This window comes from Sphingomonas sp. OK281 (assembly GCF_900115295.1).
In the GTDB taxonomy this organism is placed as follows: Bacteria; Pseudomonadota; Alphaproteobacteria; order Sphingomonadales; family Sphingomonadaceae; genus Sphingomonas.
In genome coordinates this window covers 229,291-244,767 of record NZ_FOVZ01000001.1, presented here as the reverse complement: position 1 = coordinate 244,767, position 15,477 = coordinate 229,291, and the positions used below count along the sequence as shown (strand labels likewise).

General features: G+C 67.0%; 15 protein-coding genes. 12 read left to right on the top strand and 3 right to left on the bottom strand.

Going from position 1 to position 15,477, the window contains the following annotated elements:
* Positions 1 to 8 precede the first annotated feature (8 nt).
* Positions 9 to 1,070: a sphingomyelin phosphodiesterase gene (locus BM244_RS01235; protein WP_093396889.1), complete on the bottom strand. Its 1,062-nt coding sequence runs from the start codon at positions 1,068 to 1,070 to the stop codon at positions 9 to 11.
* Between the two features lie 161 nt (positions 1,071 to 1,231).
* Here BM244_RS01235 and BM244_RS01230 point away from each other — a divergent pair, with 161 nt between their 5' ends.
* The 10 genes from BM244_RS01230 to BM244_RS01185 all read left to right on the top strand — a co-directional run bounded on the left by BM244_RS01230 (position 1,232) and on the right by BM244_RS01185 (position 11,380).
* Positions 1,232 to 1,969 (top strand): endonuclease/exonuclease/phosphatase family protein, encoded by a 738-nt coding sequence (locus BM244_RS01230; RefSeq protein WP_093396888.1) that lies wholly within the window; start codon positions 1,232 to 1,234, stop codon positions 1,967 to 1,969.
* Between the two features lie 35 nt (positions 1,970 to 2,004).
* The gene (locus BM244_RS01225) at positions 2,005 to 4,293 is read left to right on the top strand and encodes a patatin-like protein (protein ID WP_093396886.1); all 2,289 of its coding nucleotides are present in this window, start codon (positions 2,005 to 2,007) and stop codon (positions 4,291 to 4,293) included.
* 83 nt (positions 4,294 to 4,376) lie between these two features.
* Positions 4,377 to 4,724 (top strand): DUF1049 domain-containing protein, encoded by a 348-nt coding sequence (locus BM244_RS01220; RefSeq protein WP_093396885.1) that lies wholly within the window; start codon positions 4,377 to 4,379, stop codon positions 4,722 to 4,724.
* Positions 4,721 to 5,395, top strand: a complete 675-nt coding sequence (gene pyrF, locus BM244_RS01215) for an orotidine-5'-phosphate decarboxylase (protein ID WP_093396883.1) — start codon at positions 4,721 to 4,723, stop codon at positions 5,393 to 5,395. The genes BM244_RS01220 and pyrF overlap by 4 nt, the downstream gene beginning before the upstream one ends.
* A gap of 176 nt (positions 5,396 to 5,571) precedes the next feature.
* Entirely contained in the window at positions 5,572 to 6,210 is a 639-nt protein-coding gene (locus tag BM244_RS01210) for a phosphoribosylanthranilate isomerase (protein WP_093396882.1), read from the top strand.
* Between the two features lie 160 nt (positions 6,211 to 6,370).
* On the top strand, positions 6,371 to 7,612 hold the full coding sequence (trpB, locus tag BM244_RS01205; protein ID WP_093396880.1) for a tryptophan synthase subunit beta: 1,242 nt from the start codon (positions 6,371 to 6,373) through the stop codon (positions 7,610 to 7,612).
* 124 nt (positions 7,613 to 7,736) lie between these two features.
* On the top strand, positions 7,737 to 8,549 hold the full coding sequence (gene trpA / locus BM244_RS01200) for a tryptophan synthase subunit alpha (RefSeq protein WP_093396878.1): 813 nt from the start codon (positions 7,737 to 7,739) through the stop codon (positions 8,547 to 8,549).
* Positions 8,546 to 9,397, top strand: coding sequence for an acetyl-CoA carboxylase, carboxyltransferase subunit beta (accD, locus tag BM244_RS01195; RefSeq protein ID WP_093396876.1), 852 nt, complete (start codon positions 8,546 to 8,548; stop codon positions 9,395 to 9,397). Before trpA ends, accD begins: the two co-directional genes overlap by 4 nt.
* A 118-nt stretch (positions 9,398 to 9,515) precedes the next feature.
* A complete protein-coding gene (locus tag BM244_RS01190) occupies positions 9,516 to 10,835 on the top strand; it encodes a bifunctional folylpolyglutamate synthase/dihydrofolate synthase (RefSeq protein ID WP_093396875.1) in 1,320 nt (439 codons plus the stop codon).
* Positions 10,836 to 10,903: 68 nt separating this feature from the next.
* Positions 10,904 to 11,380: a DUF6628 family protein gene (locus BM244_RS01185; protein WP_254784201.1), complete on the top strand. Its 477-nt coding sequence runs from the start codon at positions 10,904 to 10,906 to the stop codon at positions 11,378 to 11,380.
* On the opposite strand, the gene BM244_RS01180 is transcribed toward BM244_RS01185, so the two are convergent.
* Both BM244_RS01180 and BM244_RS01175 read right to left on the bottom strand, forming a co-directional pair.
* Positions 11,377 to 12,708 carry an MFS transporter gene (locus tag BM244_RS01180; RefSeq protein ID WP_093396873.1) on the bottom strand — a complete coding sequence of 444 codons (1,332 nt, stop codon included), beginning with the start codon at positions 12,706 to 12,708 and terminating at the stop codon, positions 11,377 to 11,379. The two genes, BM244_RS01185 and BM244_RS01180, sit on opposite strands and share 4 nt — an antisense overlap.
* Before the next feature lie 84 nt (positions 12,709 to 12,792).
* Positions 12,793 to 13,224 carry a response regulator gene (locus BM244_RS01175; protein ID WP_093396871.1) on the bottom strand — a complete coding sequence of 144 codons (432 nt, stop codon included), beginning with the start codon at positions 13,222 to 13,224 and terminating at the stop codon, positions 12,793 to 12,795.
* A gap of 120 nt (positions 13,225 to 13,344) precedes the next feature.
* On the opposite strand from BM244_RS01175, the gene BM244_RS01170 reads away from it, so the two are divergent.
* Both BM244_RS01170 and rsmD read left to right on the top strand, forming a co-directional pair.
* Positions 13,345 to 14,925 carry a pseudouridine synthase gene (locus BM244_RS01170; protein ID WP_093396869.1) on the top strand — a complete coding sequence of 527 codons (1,581 nt, stop codon included), beginning with the start codon at positions 13,345 to 13,347 and terminating at the stop codon, positions 14,923 to 14,925.
* Positions 14,925 to 15,467 carry a 16S rRNA (guanine(966)-N(2))-methyltransferase RsmD gene (rsmD, locus tag BM244_RS01165; protein ID WP_060524136.1) on the top strand — a complete coding sequence of 181 codons (543 nt, stop codon included), beginning with the start codon at positions 14,925 to 14,927 and terminating at the stop codon, positions 15,465 to 15,467. Before BM244_RS01170 ends, rsmD begins: the two co-directional genes overlap by 1 nt.
* Positions 15,468 to 15,477 lie beyond the last annotated feature (10 nt).

Below are 15,477 nucleotides of genomic sequence, written 5' to 3'. Positions count from 1 at the left end.
GCGGCGGCTTACCCGTTCTGGCGTCGCGTGGAATGCCGGCGGCTGGCGATGGTCGTCGCAGCCGCCGCCGATCCGTTCGTTGGAGCAAGCGCGTCGATCCGGTACCGCACCGATACGCCGACATGGTCGGACAGCATCGATCCGTCGGTGTTGCGACCGAACGGCGCGGCCAGCGCGATCGGGCGGATGGCGACCGTCGGCGACGGGCGATACATCATCCAGTCCTTCGCACGTCCGATCGAGATCGCCATGCTCGACGGTTCGGCGACCGGGCAGCGCGCCAGCCGGCACGTAGCCAGCGCGGTCTGCAACGACGCCTCGCCGCCGAGCATCCGCAGGTCGAAATGCGTCCGTCGCTTCAGGTCGGCGCCGACGTTGAAATCACCGGCGACCAGGATCGGGCGATTGCCCGCCCCGAGCGATCCGATGAAGTCGGCCAGCAGATCGAGCTGCCGATCATAGGCATAGGTCGCGCGCGGCGATCCGGCACCCGACGCGCCGTTCGAATTGAGGTGCGTGTCGACCACCACGATCGGCGTGGCGATGCCGGGGACCGCGATCAATGCCGCCACCGCGCCCTTGTTCGCGAGGCAGTCATACCCCGCGCAGACCGGGTATGCCATGCGCCGCACGCCCAGGATCGGATAGTCCGAGAAGATCGCCAAGCCACTGTCGACATGCTTGCCGAGCCGTTCGCCGACCAGCCGGCTGCCGTCCTCGACGAAGCTATCGTCGCCGCGGGGGATCGCCGCGGACGAGTCCTCGCCGGGGCCATACACCGCATAGCGATAGCCCGCGGTCCGTCCGATCGCCTTGGCATCGTCCACGAACGCTTCCTGGAGAACGACGATGCCCGGCTGCTCGCCAAGCGTCCGCATCGCGTGCAACCGGGTACCAATCGCGCGAAGATCCACCGATCGATCGTCGGTGATCGGCCAGGGCAAGCCGTGCACGTTGTAGGTCATCAGCGATACCTCGCGCGTCGGTGTGCTCGCGACTGCGGGAACGCCGGCGATCATCGCGCCGATCAGTGCCGCCGCCGTTGCGTATTTCGCCATGTATCTCGTCATTGCACATCGTCCTTGGCCGTATGCTGCGATGACGCTGCCGGTGACGTATCTCCGCAGTCGAATTGTTCACGACTGAAATATTTAGCGGCAGACCCTCTTTTCCCGGTCGCGGGCGTCATGGTGCAACCCGGATCGTGCCCGTCGCGTTATAGGCCGCACGCATGATCAAGGTCGCCAGCTACAATATCCACAAGGGCATCGGGCTCGACCGTCGGCGCAATCCCGAACGCGTGGTCGAGGTTCTGCGCGAGATCGATGCGGACGTGATCGCACTCCAGGAAGCGGATCGCCGGTTCGGGGCCAAGGCGTGCGTTTTGCCGCATCACTTGCTGGAAGAGCATAGCGACTGGATGCCGGTCGATTTCGGATTGCGCTCGCTCAGCATGGGCTGGCACGGCAACGTTATCCTGGTCCGCAAATCCGCGACCGTCATCGACTGCGAGGCGGTCCACCTCCCCTCCCTCGAACCCCGCGGCGCGGTCATGGCGGACGTGCGATTGGCCGGGGGCACGATCCGCGTGCTCGGCATGCATCTCGATCTGTCCGGCCTGTGGCGGCGCAAGCAGGCCGCTGCGATCATGAACCATGTCGATACCTGCGCACAGGCGCATCCTACGGTGATGATGGGCGACCTCAACGAATGGAGCGCGGGCGCCGGGTGCCTGCGCGATTTCGGCCGCGACTATGCTTTTGCCGAGACGGGGGCGAGTTTCCATTCGCGGCGCGCTGTCGCTCGGCTCGACCGGATCATGGTGTCGTCGGACTTGAACGTTGTCGACTGCGGCGTGCATGCGAGCCCGGCGGCGCGGAAAGCCTCGGATCACTTGCCGATCTGGGCTATTCTGGAGACTAGGACACCGACGAACCGGACCGGGGCCAGAACCGGGGCCACCGGATAAAACCCCGAACGATACCGTCGGCATGAGGATGTAGAATGCGCGAGAAGGAACTGCGACTGGCGCTCGTCTGCTATGGCGGGATCAGCCTTGCGGTCTACATGCACGGCATCACCAAGGAGATCTGGCGCCTCGTCTGCGCCAGCCGTGCGTTCCACGACGGTGACACGCCGAAGGACGGCAGCGAGGGCGTGTATCACGCGCTGCTTCAGGAGATCGAGGCGCATGGTGCGATCCGGGTCCGCGTCCTCGCCGACATCATCGCGGGCGCCAGCGCAGGCGGGATCAACGGCATCTTCCTCGCGCAGGCGATCGCGACCGGCCAGAGCCTCGACCCGCTGACCGACCTCTGGATGACGTCGGCGGATGTCGAAGCGCTGATCGATACCGAGGCCGCGCCGAAGTCGCGGTTCTCGAAGGCGTGGGCGATGCCGCTCGCGTGGATGGCGGCGGGGCGCAGTACCGACAAGGTCGACGCACTCGACGATCCCACGCGTGAAGAGGTGCGAACCAAGCTGTCGCATTTCATCCGCTCGCGCTGGTTCGAGCCGCCGTTCGGAGGCAAGACCTTCACCAACCTGTTGCTCGATGCGTTCGATGCGATGGCGGCGAGCGAACGCGGGCCACGCCTGTTGCCGCCGGGCCAGCCGCTCGACCTTTTCGTAACGGTCACCGACTTTTCCGGGCATCCCGAGCGGTTGCAGCTCAATTCGCCGGCGGAGGTGGTCGAGACCGAGCATCGCCTGGTGGTCGACTTCACCGATAATGGCGGTGCGTGCGATACGCTAGCGCCGCCTGCCGAACTAGCGTTCGCAGCGCGTGCGACGTCGAGCTTTCCGGGGGCCTTCCCGCCGTTCACGGTCGCCGAGCTGGACGGCGTGCTGAAGGATCGCGCGATCGTCTGGCCGGAGCGTCCCGCATTCCTCGCACGAGTCCTCCCTCGTCATACAGCAGCCAATGCTGCGGAAAGCGCAGTGCTGATCGATGGCTCGGTGCTCGCCAATGCGCCGTTCCGGCCTGCGCTCGATGCGCTCAAGGAGCGGCCTGCGCGCCGCCAGATCGATCGGCGGTTCATCTACATAGACCCCTCGCCCGACATCAAGCTGCGGCTCAATCGCGGTGGCGGCACGCCTGGATTCTTTCAGACGATCATCGGCGCGATCAGCGATATTCCCCGCCAGCAACCGATCCGCGACAATCTGGAAGCGATCGCCGAGCGCTCCGCGCGAATCGACCGGATGCGCGGTATTCTCACCGCGATCCGTCCCGAGGTGGAGGCCGACGTCGAATCGTTGTTCGGCCACACATTGTTCCTCGACCGGCCGACCGCGCCGCGGCTGATCGCGTGGCGGCGACGTGCGCAGAAGGCGGCGGCGGCAAGCTCGGGCTATGGCTTCGTCGCGTACGGCCATCTCAAGCGCAGCGCGGTGATCGAGACGCTGGCGTTGCTGTTGTTCGATGCCGGGGAGCACCACCGGCCCCGGCGGCTGGCGCAGATCCGGGCGGCGATCATCGCACATGTCGCCGCCTCAGGCGCGGACCTGCTCGGGTCGGGCCATGCGGGTGGGGCCAGTGCCGCGTCGATCGCGTTCCTGCGGACCTTCGACATCGGCTTTCGCATCCGCCGGCTGCGGCTGATGGCGCGGCGTTTGTCGGAGGTTGAGACCGCCGCCGACGAGCCCGAGCTGGGGCCGATGCGCGACGCGATCTACGAATCGCTGTCCCCGTATCTCGATCGGTTGCGCGCCGAGATGCATGCCGGGCTGCACGATGCGGTGCGGGCGATGCGCGGCGATGCCACCGCGGTGCTGGAGACGCTCGGCCGGACGTTCGACTTGGAGCGCCTCGATGCGGAAACCGACCAGCGGCTGGCGGAGGCGTTCGCCGCGCTCGCCAAGCCGACGCGGCGCACGCTGTTGCTGGCCTATCTCGGCTTCCCGTATTTCGACACCGCGACGCTGCCGCTGTTGCAGGGCGAAGGGCTCGACGAGTTCGATCCTATCAAGGTCGACCGGATCGCGCCCGACGATGCGACCTCGATCCGCTCCGGGGGGGCGGAGGCCACGTTGAAGGGGATCCAGTTCGGGACGTTCGGCGCATTCTTCAGCCGCGCCTACCGCGAGAACGACTATCTGTGGGGGCGGCTGCACGGGTCGGAGCGGATGATCGACATCACCGTCTCGACGCTGCCGTCGACCGTGCGGATGAAGCCTGGCCGGGTGGCGGCGATCAAGCGCGCCGCGTTCCTCGCGATCCTCGACGAGGAGGAGCCAGGGCTCACTGCCATCCTGCCGCTGATCGCGCAGTTGCGGACCGAAATCGGCTAAAGCTGGCCAAAAGGCGGATGTGGCGGTAGCTCTGCGTTTCCAACCGCGTTTCGGCGCGATGGGGTATGATAAAGGGTCGCCGCATGCAGTTCCTGAAAATCCTGTTCTGGTGCCTGCTGGCGTTCATCGCCGCGGTCTTCACGATATCGAACTGGAATGCCGTCCAAATCCAGCTCTGGGGCGGCCTCATCGCCGACGTGAACCTCCCGCTATTGCTGTTCGTCACCTTCCTAATCGGCTTCCTCCCCACGATGCTCTACAATCATGCGATCCGGTGGCGGCTGCGCCAGCGGCTGTCGACCTGCGAGCGCGAGTTGCTGGACCTGCGCACGCCGCGGCCGGAGCCAGTGGCGTTCGTGCCCGCCGAGACACCGGCAACGATCGCACCGATTGGCGCTCCGACCACTACGCCGCCGGGGTCGCTCCTGTGAGCAACCGAATCTACGTCGCGCTCGACACGCCCGACCTCGCCCGTGCGAAGGCAATGGCTACGCGCGTCCGCCACCATGTCGGCGGTATCAAGCTGGGGCTCGAATTCTTCTGCGCGCACGGTCAGTCCGGCGTGCATGCGATGACGGAACTCGGCCTGCCGATCTTCCTCGACCTCAAGCTCCACGACATTCCGAACACCGTGGCCAAGGCGGTGCAGGCATTGGGCGCACTGAAGCCGGCGATCCTGACCGTGCATGCGAGTGGCGGGCGGGCGATGCTGGAGGACGCAAAGGCTGCAGCGCCGCTCGGCACGAAGGTGATCGCGGTGACGATGCTGACCAGCCTCGACGCGACCGATCTTGCCGCGACGGGCGTCATCGGCAGTGCGCACGACCAGGTTTCGCGACTGACCGAGCTAGCCTGCGAGGCGGGGGTCGACGGCATCGTGTGTTCTGGCGCGGAGGTTGCCGCGGCCAAGGCGATCTGGCCGAAGGGGTTTTTCGTGGTTCCGGGCGTACGCCTTCCCGACGGTCAGGTCGGCGACCAGAAGCGCGTCGTCACCCCGCGCCAGGCGATGGACGCCGGCGCCTCGATTTTGGTTGTCGGTCGCCCGATCACGCAAGCCGAGGACCCCGATACTGCCGCCAGGGCGATCGGCGCGACGCTTTAGAGAATCGTCAGATCGGCGTTCGGGTCGAGATATCACTCAACCCAACCCGTCACCCCGGACCTGTTCCGGGGTCTACGGTCCCGCAAACCAAATTCTGTCGATTTCGCGGGACCGTGGATGCCGGAACGAGCCCGGCATGACAGAGCCGCTTCTACCGATGCGAGGGATGAAGGAAGATCATGACCACCGCCAAGATCTGTGGGCTCTCCACCCCCGCCACGCTCGACGCCGCGATCAAGCACGGGGCGAGCCATGTCGGGTTCGTGTTCTTCCCCGCCTCCCCGCGCCACGTAACGTTCGCCAAGGCCGCCGAGCTTGCCGCCCGCGTACCGCGGCATGTCGCGAAGGTCGGCGTGTTCGTCGATCCGGAAGACGACATGCTCGAACAGGCGGTCGGCTCGGCGGCGCTCGACGTGTTGCAACTCCACAAGGTAACTCCGGCCCGCGCAGCCGCGATCCGCGTTAAGTTCGGGATCAAAACCTGGGTCGCGGTCGCGGTTCGCACGCGCGACGATCTCGATGCGGCGCACGGCTTCGTCGGAGTCGCCGATCGCATCCTGTACGACGCGAAGACTCCGGACTCGGCGGCGCTGCCCGGCGGGATGGGCTTGCGGTTCGACTGGGACCTGCTCGACGGCTTTCGGCATCCACTGCCTTGGGCGCTGTCGGGCGGGCTCGATCCGGCCAATGTGGCGGAAGCGATCCGACGGACAGGGGCGGAACTGGTCGACGTGTCCTCGGGCGTGGAAAACGAACCGGGCGTGAAGGACGAGGCCAAGATCGCGGCGTTCTTAAGGGCGGTCGACGCGCGCTAGCACCACCCCGGCGAAGGCCGGGGTCCAAGCGGGAACGGCCATTTGGCACGCGCCAAGCTCCGTTACCGTGACCTTTCCAATTGGGCCCCGGCCTCCGCCGGGGTGGTGCCCGACAAAACGGAAGGGGTGACAGCGATTTACGAAGTGCTAAACGCCAGTCATGAACGCTCCCACCCTCGCCCCCAACTCCTACCGCGCCCAGCCTGACGAGCGCGGCCATTTCGGCGACTTCGGCGGTCGCTATGTCGCCGAGACGCTGATGCCACTCGTCCTCGAACTCGACGAGGCGTACCGCGCCGCCAAGGCCGACCCCGCCTTCAAGGCGCAGTTCGACGACCTGCTCGAACATTATGTCGGCCGCCCCAGCCCGCTCTACTACGCCGAGCGCCTGACCGAAGCGCTGCGCGAGTCCGCCCCTGAGGGCATAGGTGCGCAAGTCTGGTTCAAGCGCGACGAGCTGAACCACACCGGCGCGCACAAGATCAACAACTGCATCGGCCAGATTCTGCTGGCGATGCGGATGGGCAAGACGCGGATCATCGCCGAGACTGGTGCTGGCCAGCACGGCGTCGCCACTGCCACGGTCTGCGCGCGCTTCGGCCTCCCCTGCGTGATCTACATGGGTGCCAAGGACGTCGAGCGTCAGGCGCCCAACGTGTTCCGCATGAAGCTGCTCGGCGCCGAAGTCCGCCCTGTGACGTCGGGCGCGCACACGCTGAAGGATGCGATGAACGAGGGCATGCGCGACTGGGTCGCCAACGTCCACGACACCTTCTACATCATCGGCACCGCCGCCGGCCCGCACCCGTATCCCGAGATGGTCCGCGATTTCCAGAGCGTGATTGGCATCGAGGCGCGCGCGCAGATGCTCTCGCGCGTTGGCCGCCTGCCCGACATGCTGGTCGCGGCGATCGGTGGCGGCTCGAACGCGATCGGGCTGTTCCATCCGTTCCTCGACGATGCCGACGTGCAGATGCTCGGCGTCGAAGCAGCAGGCCACGGCCTCGACAAGCAACACGCGGCGAGCCTTGCGGGCGGCTTCCCCGGCGTGCTCCACGGCAACAAGACCTATCTGTTGCAGGACGAGGACGGCCAGATCACCGAGGCGCATTCGATCTCGGCCGGGCTCGACTATCCCGGCATCGGCCCCGAGCACGCCTGGCTGCGCGACATCGGCCGCGTCCAATATGACAGCGCCACCGACACCGAAGCGCTAGACGCGTTCCAGCTGCTGTGCCGGACCGAGGGCATCATCCCCGCGCTCGAACCATCGCACGCGATCGCCACCGTGACAAAGAAGGCCCGCGAAATGCGGCAGGACCAGATCATCCTGGCCAACCTGTGCGGCCGCGGCGACAAGGACATCTTCACTGTCGCCGAAGCACTCGGGGTGGCGATATGATCGCACTTCTGCTCCCCTCCCGCCTGCGGGAGGGGTCGGGGGAGGGCCTGTTCGTTCCCCGGACCTTGGATGTGCGGCTATGTCAGCCCCTCCCCCAACCCCTCCCGCGAGCGGGAGGGGAACTGTGAGCCGCCTCGCCGACACCTTCGCACGCACCGCCGCCGCCGGCCGCGCCGCGCTCATCGCCTTCGTCACCGCGGGCGATCCCACCACGGAGGCGACCGGCCCGATCCTCGACGCACTCGTTGCGGGCGGGGCGGATGCGATCGAGCTCGGCATGCCGTTCACCGATCCGATGGCCGACGGCCCCGCGATCCAGGCCGCCAACATCCGCAGCCTCGCGCAAGGGACGCGCACCGCGGACATCCTCGCCACCGCGACCGCCTTCCGCGCGCGCCATCCGGACGTGCCGCTCGTCCTGATGGGCTACGGCAACCCGATGCTCCGGCGTGGCGCGGACTGGTTCGCCGAGGCCGCTGCCAACGCCGGTGTCGACGGCGTGATCTGCGTCGACGTACCGCCCGAGGAAGACGATGCGCTCGGCCCGCAGTTGCGTAGCGCCGGGATCGATCTGATCCGCCTCGCCACGCCGACGACCGACGCCGCCCGCCTGCCGACGGTGCTCGATGGCGCGAGCGGGTTCCTATATTACGTATCGGTCGCCGGTATCACCGGGCTCCAGCAGGCGCAGCAATCCTCGATCGAGGACGCCGTCGCCCGCCTGAAGGCGCAGACCGACATCCCGATCGCAGTCGGCTTCGGTATTCGCACGCCCGAGCAGGCGGCCAACGTCGCGCGCGTTGCGGACGGCGTCGTCGTCGGCTCGGCGATCGTCGAACTGGTCGCGCAACACGGTGCCGCTGCGGCCGAGCCGGTTCGCGCCTATATCAAGTCTCTCGCCGACGCCGTCGCGAGCGCAAGGAAGGTATCCGCATGAGCTGGCTCAACAGCGTCCGCAACGTCCTGCCCTTCGTCGCGAAGCGCGAGACGCCCGAGAATCTCTGGCACAAGTGCAAGGGCTGCGGGCAGATGGTCTTCACCAAGGAGCTCGAGGACAATCTCTACGTCTGCCCGAAATGCGATCACCACGACCGCATCGGGCCGAAGATCCGCTTTGCGCAGCTGTTCGACGAGGGGCGCTGTTCGGAACTCCCGGCGCCGAAGGTCCCCGAGGATCCACTCAAGTTCCGCGACCAGAAGCGCTACACCGATCGCCTGAAGGCGGCGCGAACGGATAACAGCGAGCAGGATGCGCTGATCAACGCACGCGGCGCGATCGACGGCCACCGCGTCGTCGTCGGCGTGCAGGATTTCGGCTTCATGGGTGGCTCGATGGGACTGGCTGTCGGCGAGGCGTTCGTCCGCGGCGTCGAGGCGGCGATCGAGGACCGCGTGCCCTATGTGATCTTCACCGCGAGTGGTGGCGCGCGCATGCAGGAGGGTATTCTCAGCCTGATGCAGATGCCGCGCAGCACGGTCGCGATCCAGATGCTTCATGACGCCGGCCTGCCGTACATCGTCGTGCTGACCGACCCGACGTCGGGCGGCGTGATGGCGGCCTATGCGATGCTCGGCGACGTCCAGATCGCGGAGCCCAAGGCGACGCTGGCGTTTACCGGTCGCCGCGTGATCGAGAGCACGATCCGCGAGAAGCTGCCCGAGGACTTCCAGACGTCGGAATATTATCTCGAGCACGGGATGATCGACATGGTGGTCCACCGGAAGGACCTGCGCGAGCAGCTCGGCACCGTCATCGGGTACCTCAGCGCGCGCGAGGCCGCGTAATCTCTACTCCCTCTCCCCTCCGGGGAGAGGGTCGGGGTGAGGGGCAGCCACAGACGCGGCGCTCGGAACTGCCCCTCACCCCAGCCCTCTCCCCGGAGGGGAGAGGGAGCCCAGAAGAATGCCCGACCACGCGACGTCCTCGTCCCCCGCAGTGCAAACACAGCTCGACCGGCTGACCGCGCTGTCGCCCGGTGCGGATATTCTCGGACTGGAGCGCATCACTGCGCTCCTAAGCCGCCTCGGCGACCCGCACCTGTCGCTCCCCCCGGTATTTCACGTCGCCGGCACCAACGGCAAAGGCTCGACCTGCGCGTTCCTCCGCGCCGCGATCGAGGCTGTCGGGCACAGCGTCCACGTCTATTCTTCGCCCCATCTCGTCCGCTTCAACGAGCGTATCCGTCTCGCAGGATCGCTGATCGAAGATGACCTGCTCGCCGCCTTGCTGTCGGAAGTGCTCGACCACGCCGCCGACCTCCAGGCGAGCTTCTTCGAAGTCACCACCGCCGTCGCATTCCTGGCCTTCGCGCGCACACCCGCCGCCGCGACGATCGTCGAAGTCGGCCTCGGCGGTCGGCTCGATGCGACCAACGTCATCCCCAACCCGGTCGTCACCGGCATCGCCGCGCTCGGCATCGACCACCAGTCGTTCCTCGGCGACACGCTGCAGGAGATTGCCGGCGAGAAGGCAGGCATCGCCAAGCCCGGCGTGCCGCTCGTCACGATGGATTATCCCAAGGCCCTCCGCGCGAAGATCGCCGTGGTCGCCGATGCCGCCGGCGCTCCAGTGTTCGCCCGCGGCACTGCCTGGACGAGCGAGACCGCACGCTCGACCGTCCGCTATGAGGACATCGGCTTTTCGGTCGTCACCAACCGCCCCCGCCTCGTCGGCGCGCACCAGTCTCGCAACCTCGCGCTCGCGATCGCGATGCTTCGTCACCAGGGCGCGCTGCACATTCCCGAAGCGGCCATGCGCGCCGCCGCCGACTGGGCGCACTGGCCCGCGCGGATGCAACGATTGTCCGATGGCCAGTTGCTCGCGCGATTGCCGGAGGGCAGCGAATTGTGGCTCGACGGCGCCCACAATCCCAACGCTGCGCAACCGGTCGCGCGTGCGCTGAGGACGCTAGCCAAGGGACGGCCGGTAACGCTGATCCTGGGCATGCTCGCAAACAAGGATGCGGACGCCGTGATCCGCATCCTGTCGCCATCGATCGGCCACGTCATCGCCATCCCCGTCCCCGGCCACGCCCATCACGCGCCCGAGGCACTTGCGACACTCGCTCGATCGTTCGGAAAGACCGCCGGAACAGCCGCCACGCCCAGTGAAGCGCTAGCCTCGATCGCCGCGCAAACCGACCAGCCGCAACTCGTGCTGGTCGCCGGTTCGCTCTACCTCGCCGGTGAAGTGCTCGCCGCAAACGACCAACCGCCGGACTGAGTTCTTATTGCTATTGACTATCAATAACCAACGGGCGACTTTGCGGGCACCACCACGGAGTCGCGTGAATGACCGATACCCGCCCCAATTCGACGACCAACTCGACGGCCGCCTCGACCCAGACCATCGCCAACGCGACCTCGCTGCTGCCCCATGCGCTACCGCCTTGTGAAAACGCGCGAATCGCCTTGTTCGCGATGCGGCGGATGGGCGCGCACGGCCTCGCCGATGCCCGCGCTTCGCACACGATGTTCACTGCGTTCGGACAGGGCTTCCGTCGCCCGCTGGTCCTGCTCAGGGCGCTGATGGCGGACCTTGCCGGCACGTCGGCGGGTACGATCGCGATCGCCCCGTGCTGCTGCGCACGGATGACGCCGGCGGAATCGGCGATGCTGTCGGTGCTCGCGCGCGTCGAGACCGCGCCCGAGACCGCACGCTATCTGATGGCCGACCTGCTCGGCGTGCGCCGCATCGACGGCGTCCTCGCCAGCGCCGCCGCGGTCGCCGCAGCCTTCGCCGACGAGGGTCGCCCAATCACGCTTTAGACCGGATCACCGGCTCGGGCGTCGCCTTCACCCTCGACGCCCGCGCTGCCGATCGAACGGTCGATCATCCCCGACCGGCTCATCCACCAGAACAGGACGATGCCCGGCAGCGCGAGAGCGGTCGTCAGTAGATAGAAATCGACATAGCCGAACGCCTCGATCAAGGCACCGGCAGTGGTGCCGGTGACGATCCGTCCGACGATGCTTGCCGCCGCTGAGATCAGCGCGAACTGTGCTGCGGTGAAGCGCAGATCGCACAGCGCAGAGAAATACGCGATCACGACGACGCCGCCAAAGCCGCTGGAGGCATTCTCGAAGCCGATCGCCGCCGCCATGCCGAAGTTCGAATGCCCGGCCGCCGCCAGCGCCGCGAACGACAGGTTCGAGACGCCCATCAGCACCAGCGACAGCAGCACCGATCGCTTCATGCCCATCCGCGCGTACAGGATGCCACCGATGAAGATGCCCACCAGATAGGCGATGAAACCGATCCCGACATCGTAGAACGCGATCTCGTCGCCGGTGAAACCGAGGTCGTCGAACAGCAACCGCAGCGTCAGATTGGCGAGCGTGTCGCCGACCTTGAAGATCAGGATGAAGGCGAGGACGATGAACGCCCCTTCGCGCGAGAAGAACTGGACGAACGGCCCCCAGATCGCGCGAAAGCCCTCGGCGAGACCGCGGCGTTCGATTGGCGGACGGCGGCGTTCGGGCTCGCCGAGCGCCAGGCCCGCCAGGACCGCGGGTAACGCAAAGACGACGCACGCCAGATAGGCCGCGTTCCAGCCGGCGCGTTCGGCGACCACCAGCGCCAACGCCCCCGAACCCGCCGATCCGATCCGCCAGCCATATTGGCTCATGCCCGACCCGACACCCAACTGCCGCGGTTCGAGCGTCTCGATGCGGAATGCGTCGATTACGACGTCGAAGGTTGCGCCAGCCGCGCCGACGAGGATCGCTGCGGTCGCTGTCGCTACAATGCTCGCAGCGGGATCGACCAAGGCAAGGTTGATCACCGCCGCGACGACAAGCGCGGCCGTCACGATCAGCCAAGAGACGCGCTGGCCAAGTCTCCCGATGATCGGCATCTGAACGCCGTCGACCACCCACGCCCACAAGAACTTCAGGTTGTAGACGAGGAAAGCGAGACTGAACGCCGTCACCGTCTTCTTGTCGATGCCGCTGGCTGCCAACCGCGTCGTCAGCGTCGCGCCGATCATCGCATACGGAAAGCCCGAGGATATGCCGAGCGCCAATGCTGCCAGCGGTGCCTTCTCCGCATAGGGTCGGAAGCCGTCGCTCCAGCGCTTGCCTACGGTTCCGTTCATCGCACTTACGCTCCCACTCTTGCGCGGACCCTAACGGGAAATTGTGGATGCGCTACCCGTCAGGCGATGGAGCGTGGGGAAACGTCACGCCGTCCGCGGAAACAACGTGAAGCCAGACGGTACGCGTGTCGGCTTGCGGCCACCGAGCATTGCCTCGATCGCCTCGATCGCCGCAATCAGGTCGCGCGGCATATAGGGCTTGGCCATGCAGCCCGCGGCGAGCGTGGTCGCCTCGACCGGGCAGCTTCCGGTTACGAACATCACCGGGACGCCGCGAGCCTGTGCCGCGCGCGCTACGTCGATGCCTGAACCGTCCGCCAAGTTCACGTCGACGAGCACCAGATCGATCACCGTGTCGCTCGCCAGGATCGGCAAGGCCTCAGCGACCCGGTCGATCGTCGCGACGATCGTGAACTTTGCGTCGGTCAGAAAATATTCGGTATCGAACGCGACCAGCGGTTCGTCCTCGACCACGAGGAGCCGGACGATCTGCCGCTTCTTCTTCCCGAACAACATCGCCGAAAGACCCCCGGATGCGCACGAAGGATCGTTACGCTCGCGTGTCCTAACGCGCTTGCGGGCGAACGGTCGCAAATATTTTCGCGCTGGACGCCGATCCATAGTATCAGCCGCGCCATGACGACTTCAAAAGACGATAACCCGACTGCCAGCCCGTCGAACGACGCGCCCGCAACCTCCCCCGAAACGCCGGCCGCACCGATCAAGGGCGACCGTATCGCCAAGCTGCTCGCGCGCGCCGGGATCGCCTCGCGCCGCGATATCGAGCGGATGATCGCCGAGGGCCGCGTCGCGCTCAACGGCAGCATTCTCGACACGCCGGCGACGATCCTGCGCAACCTCAACGGCGTGACGGTCGATGGCGACCCGGTCGAGGCTCCGAGTTCGGCTCGGCTGTTCCTGTATCACAAGCCGACCGGGCTGCTCGTCACCGAGCGCGATCCCGCCGGCCGCACGACGATTTACGATCGCCTGCCGCAGGATCTGCCGCGGCTGGTGCCGGTCGGGCGGCTCGATCTCAACACCGAAGGGCTGTTGCTGATGACCACCGATGGTGGCCTCAAGCGCCAGCTCGAACTGCCCGCGACCGGCGTCGAGCGTGCCTATCGTGCCCGTGCGTATGGCAACATTACGCAGCCGCAGCTCGAGGAACTGATCGAGGGTATCGAGATCGAAGGCGTCCGGTATGGCTCGATCAACGCGAATATCGAGCGTCGCACTGGCGCCAACGTCTGGATCGAAATGATCCTGACCGAGGGAAAGAACCGCGAAGTCCGTCGCGTGCTGGAGCATCTCGGGTTGCAGGTCTCGCGGCTGATCCGGACGCGTTATGGTCCGTTCGTGCTCGGCGACCTGCCGCCGGGGCAGATCGGCGAGGTGCTGCAGCACGACGTCGTCGCGTTCCAGAAGGAACTCGCGAAGGGGCGGCCCGAGGGTCCGGGCGCGCGCGCGAATATCGGGATTAGTGCGAGCGCCGGTGCGGGAGCCGGGATCGGTGCGCGGTCGAGCCAGCGCGGCAGCAATGCGCCGCGGCCTGCGCCGACGGCACGACCGGCACCGGGTGCGCGTCCGGTTTCGGGGGCGCGGCCTGCTGCCGGTGCGCGTACACCGGTTCGCAGTCCGTATGCTGCACCTGCAAGCTCTGGCTTTTCGAGCGGCGTGGTACCGACCGATCGGCCTTCGCGAACGGCACGTCCGGAGCGGATTCGTCCGACCGCGGCAATGCAGCGCGGCGACGTCAACGATCCCTGGGCGCGGCCCGATACACGCAACGCCGCGCGGCCGACCGGGACGCATCACGCCCGGCCGATGAGTGGCGAGACCTCGAAGCCGTATGTGCGGCAGGAGCGTGCGGATCGCGGCGAGGAGCTGAGCACGAACCCCAAGATCAAGCATTTCCGCGCCGCCAAGCCACCGCGGGAGCGCGCTGCGCCGTCGCGTGTCGGTGCGGGCGCTACGGTGCAGCGTCAGGAACAGCCGCGGGGCTTCCGTCCGCAGGCGGACGATTCGCGGGGGCGCAGTTCACTCGACAAGCGCGCGGCGCGGAGTGCCAGCGGGCGTCCGGGTGCCGAGCCGCGGCCGGTGCGATCGGAGGGTCCGGCGCGGCCTGAACGAGGCAGTCGTCCTACGGCACCGGGCAAGGGTCCGTCGGGAGGGCGCGGTCATCCGCCCCGTGCACCACGTGGAGGGAAGCGCTGATGCGTATCATCGCAGGCCAATGGCGCGGTCGCCCAATCGTTGCGCCCAAGGGGGACTCCACCCGTCCCACCGCTGACCGGATGCGCGAGACGTTGTTCTCGATGCTGACCAGTCGGGTTGGCAGCTTCGAGGGGCTGGCGGTCGCCGATCTGTTCGCGGGCTCGGGTGCGCTTGGCATCGAAGCGCTCTCGCGCGGCGCAGCGACGTGCATGTTCGTCGAATCGGACAAGCTGGCGGTCGACGCGCTCAAGGCCAACCTCGCCAAGCTGGAGATCCGCGGCGATGTCCGCGCGACGTCGGTGATGGCGCTCGGGCCCGCACCGGCGCCGCTCGACGTGATCCTGATGGATCCGCCCTACAACACCGGCGCCGGACTGGTCGCGCTCGACAAGCTGTCGCGACTGGGTTGGGTCGGGCCGGCGACGTGGATCAGCCTGGAGACGGCAAAGGCCGAGGTCGTCGAACTGGCCGGCTTCGAGGTCGACGCCACGCGCGTGCACGGCAAGGCGCGGCTGACGCTGTTGCGGCCAGTGTCGGCGTAAAAGAGTGCTC

Coding starts and splice junctions, on each gene's coding strand:
- BM244_RS01235 (WP_093396889.1), bottom strand. CDS start 1,070: ATGACGAGATACATGGCGAAATACGCAACGGCGGCGGCACTGATCGGC.
- BM244_RS01230 (WP_093396888.1), top strand. CDS start 1,232: ATGATCAAGGTCGCCAGCTACAATATCCACAAGGGCATCGGGCTCGAC.
- BM244_RS01225 (WP_093396886.1), top strand. CDS start 2,005: ATGCGCGAGAAGGAACTGCGACTGGCGCTCGTCTGCTATGGCGGGATC.
- BM244_RS01220 (WP_093396885.1), top strand. CDS start 4,377: ATGCAGTTCCTGAAAATCCTGTTCTGGTGCCTGCTGGCGTTCATCGCC.
- trpB (WP_093396880.1), top strand. CDS start 6,371: ATGAACGCTCCCACCCTCGCCCCCAACTCCTACCGCGCCCAGCCTGAC.
- accD (WP_093396876.1), top strand. CDS start 8,546: ATGAGCTGGCTCAACAGCGTCCGCAACGTCCTGCCCTTCGTCGCGAAG.
- BM244_RS01190 (WP_093396875.1), top strand. CDS start 9,516: ATGCCCGACCACGCGACGTCCTCGTCCCCCGCAGTGCAAACACAGCTC.
- BM244_RS01185 (WP_254784201.1), top strand. CDS start 10,904: ATGACCGATACCCGCCCCAATTCGACGACCAACTCGACGGCCGCCTCG.
- BM244_RS01180 (WP_093396873.1), bottom strand. CDS start 12,708: ATGAACGGAACCGTAGGCAAGCGCTGGAGCGACGGCTTCCGACCCTAT.
- BM244_RS01175 (WP_093396871.1), bottom strand. CDS start 13,224: ATGTTGTTCGGGAAGAAGAAGCGGCAGATCGTCCGGCTCCTCGTGGTC.
- BM244_RS01170 (WP_093396869.1), top strand. CDS start 13,345: ATGACGACTTCAAAAGACGATAACCCGACTGCCAGCCCGTCGAACGAC.
- rsmD (WP_060524136.1), top strand. CDS start 14,925: ATGCGTATCATCGCAGGCCAATGGCGCGGTCGCCCAATCGTTGCGCCC.